This window comes from Thioclava sp. UBA3469, from assembly GCF_002378135.1.
GTDB lineage: Bacteria > Pseudomonadota > Alphaproteobacteria > Rhodobacterales > Rhodobacteraceae > Thioclava > Thioclava sediminum.
In genome coordinates, this window is sequence record NZ_DFRG01000127.1 from 1 (window position 1) to 3003 (window position 3003).

The following is a 3003-nucleotide window of genomic DNA, read 5'->3' on the forward strand; positions in this document are numbered from 1 at the left end:
GCGCGGCGCGGGCGAGGATATGGGCGTCTCGGCGCGCAAGAACCCGGTGCGTCTGGCCGTCGCTGGCTGGGAATGGGGCAATTATTACGGCGATGCGAAGATGCAGGGCGCCAAGCTCGACATCGCGAAATGGCGTCGTCCCGATCCGCGCACGATCCCGGCTGAAGCGAAGGCCGCCGGTCTCTACATGATCTGCACCATGTCCAAGCACGCCGCCGAAGATCGCGGCTATTCGGATGCGCTGTTCATGGACTGGCGCGGCTACGTGGCCGAGGCGACCGGTGCGAACATCTTCTTCGTGAAAGACGGTGAGGTTCACACGCCCAAGGCCGACGTGTTCCTCAACGGGATCACCCGTCAGACCGTGATCGGCCTGCTGAAGGAAAAGGGCATCACCGTCCACGAGCGCCTGATCGAGCCGACCGAACTGGCCGAGTTCGAACAGTGCTGGCTCACCGGCACCGCAGCCGAGGTGACCCCGGTCAGTCAGATCCGCGACTTCAACTTCGAGGTCGGCGCGCTGACCCGCGACATCGCCGAGACCTACGAGAAACTCGTGCGCGCCTGATCCGCGCGTCGGTCGAGAAAACAGAAGGGCGTGCCCCCCGGCACGCCCTTTCGCGTTTTCACAGCTATTGAGCGCCGATCAGGTCGTCAGGTGGCTTCAGCCCGCTCGATCCGCAGGAACTGTTTCATCCGCGCGCCGTGGTCGGGCCGCCCGCGTTTGCTGAGCTCCTTGATCGCCGGGTGGATGCCTTCGCGCCGTTGCAATTCGAGAAACCGCTTCACGCGCGGCCCTTCTGCCTTGAGTTCGGCGCGGTCGATGATGTGACGGGACATATCTTCCTCCTCTCGTCATCGCCTCTGATAGCGGGACTATAGCACGATTCGACTGAGTCGTGACGCAGGGGCAGGCAGGTTTATTGTCGCAGGCGGATCGGCGCTCAGCCTTGGGGCGTCGCGGCCTTGCGCGCGCGCTTGCGCTCCAGCCCCAGCCAGTGCTCGCGCAGGATGATCGCGATACCGGCCGCGATGATGAGCGCGGCCCCGGCGAGGGTCGCGTGGCTCGGCACTTCCGCGAAAATGGTGTAGCCGATCACCAGCGCCAGCAGCATCGAGGCGTAGTCGAACGGCGCCACCAGCGAGGCATCGGCGAAGCGATAGGCCGAGGTCAGCATGATCTGCCCCGTGCCGCCGATCAGCCCTGCGAGGATCAGAAGCGTCGCCTCCCACGCGGTCGGCACGACCCAACCGAAGGGCAGGGAGGCCAGCGAGAGCACCGAGGCGGTGCAGGAGAACCAGAAGACGATGGCCGAGGTGCGCTCCGACCCGACCATGCGGCGGATCTGGATCTGCGCCAGCGCCGCGCAGGTTGCGCCCGCGAGTGCCAGCCCCGCACCAAGCGCCTCCGCGCCGCCTTCCGGCCCGCTGCCGCCCAGCCGGGGCCAAAGCACGATCAGAACGCCCACCATGCCCAGCCCGACCGCCGAGAAGCGGAAGATCCGCACCGTCTCGCCCAGCAAGACCGCCGCAAAGACGACCGTCAGCAGAGGGGCCGCATAGCCCAGAGCGGTCGCCTCGGGCAGCGGCAGGAAGGCGAGCGCTGCGAAACTCAGCGCCATCGCGGTGGTTCCCACGACGCCGCGCATGACGTGGTTGATCGGTTTCTCCACCCGCAACCCGCCCTGCAGCTCACCGCGCCACAGCAACCAGAGCAGGATCGGCACGATGCCGAAGAAAGACCGGAAGAACACCGCCTCGCCCGGCGGCACCCGGTCGGAGACCGATTTGATCAGCGCCTGCATGATGACGAAGCCCGTGACCGTGCCGAGCTTCAGCGCGATCCCGAGGAGTGGGCGAGGGGTCTGGGTGGTAACCGGTGTCATGACCGCGATCAGATAGGCCGTGAGCGGGGCGCGGCAATCGGTTTCGTCACGCTGCTTGCTCCAGCCGTGAGAGCGCCCATTGCGCGGCCTCGGCCACCACTGGATCGGGATCGTCCAGATGCGGGCGCGCGGCCTCGGCCAAACCCGGATCGCCAGAGTTTCCAATCGCATAGAGTACATTGCGCAGGAAGCGGTCGCGCCCGATCCGCTTGATCGGCGAGCCCGAGAACCGCGCCCGGAATCCGGCATCGTCGAGCGCCGCCAGTTCCGCCAGAGGCGGCGCGCCGACGCCGCCGTGATAGCGCGCCTCGCGCGCCTCTGCGGCGAACTTGTTCCACGGGCAGACGGCCAGACAATCGTCGCAGCCATAGATCCGGTTGCCCATCTTGGCGCGCAGCTCCTCATCGATCGACCCCTTATGCTCGATCGTCAGATAGGAGATGCAGCGTCGCGCATCGAGTTGGTAGGGCGCGGGAAAGGCCTCGGTCGGGCAGATGTCGAGGCAGGCCGTGCAAGACCCGCAATGGCTGATCTCCGGCGCGTCGGGCGGCAGCTCCACCGTGGTGAAGATCGCGCCGAGGAAGAACCAGCTGCCCAGATCGCGCGCCAGGAGGTTCGTGTGCTTGCCCTGCCAGCCCAGACCCGAGGCCTCGCCCAAGGGCTTCTCCATCACCGGGGCGGTGTCGACGAAGACCTTGATCTGCTCGCCTTCGGGCGCCTGATCGAGCAACCAGCGCCCGACGCGCTTGAGCCGCTTCTTCACCAGATCATGGTAATCCTTTCCCTGCGCATAGGCCGAGATCACCCCGTGATCGCGCGCTTTCAGCAGGTCCAGCGGGTCGTAATCGGGCGTGTAGGTCTCGGCCAGCATCACGACCGAGCGCGCTTCGGACCACAGCGACGCCGGATCGCCGCGCCAGCCCATGCGCTCTTCCATCCAGCCCATCTGGCCATGCATCCCCGCGCTCACGAAGGCGGCCAGCCGTTCGGCGGCCTGCGGGATGGCGTCGGGCGTGGTGATGCGCGCCTTCGAGAAACCCTCGGCAAGGGCCGTCTCGATCAACCGCGCTTTCAACTCCGCACTCATGGCTTCGCCTTGGTCCAAATATCCCGGGGG

Annotated in this window: 4 protein-coding genes; 1 reads left to right on the top strand and 3 read right to left on the bottom strand. The window is 66.6% G+C overall.

Annotated features, from left to right (window positions below; translation table 11 throughout):
* Nucleotides 1-568: aminotransferase class IV (locus B3D39_RS10220; RefSeq protein ID WP_286789659.1), on the top strand; the 568-nt coding region annotated here is incomplete at its 5' end.
* An 86-nt stretch (nt 569-654) separates the two neighbouring features.
* Here the strand turns inward: B3D39_RS10220 and B3D39_RS10225 are convergent.
* The 3 genes from B3D39_RS10225 to queG all read right to left on the bottom strand — a co-directional run bounded on the left by B3D39_RS10225 (nt 655) and on the right by queG (nt 2973).
* On the bottom strand, nt 655-840 hold the full coding sequence (locus B3D39_RS10225) for a hypothetical protein (RefSeq protein ID WP_078601701.1): 186 nt from the start codon (nt 838-840) through the stop codon (nt 655-657).
* 104 nt (nt 841-944) lie between these two features.
* Entirely contained in the window at nt 945-1886 is a 942-nt protein-coding gene (locus B3D39_RS10230; RefSeq protein ID WP_274962961.1) for a DMT family transporter, read from the bottom strand.
* A gap of 46 nt (nt 1887-1932) precedes the next feature.
* Complete coding sequence (queG, locus tag B3D39_RS10235) at nt 1933-2973, bottom strand: tRNA epoxyqueuosine(34) reductase QueG (protein ID WP_286789660.1); 1041 nt, start codon at nt 2971-2973, stop codon at nt 1933-1935.
* Nucleotides 2974-3003 lie beyond the last annotated feature (30 nt).

Coding starts and splice junctions, on each gene's coding strand:
- B3D39_RS10225 (WP_078601701.1), bottom strand. CDS start 840: ATGTCCCGTCACATCATCGACCGCGCCGAACTCAAGGCAGAAGGGCCG.
- B3D39_RS10230 (WP_274962961.1), bottom strand. CDS start 1,886: ATGACACCGGTTACCACCCAGACCCCTCGCCCACTCCTCGGGATCGCG.
- queG (WP_286789660.1), bottom strand. CDS start 2,973: ATGAGTGCGGAGTTGAAAGCGCGGTTGATCGAGACGGCCCTTGCCGAG.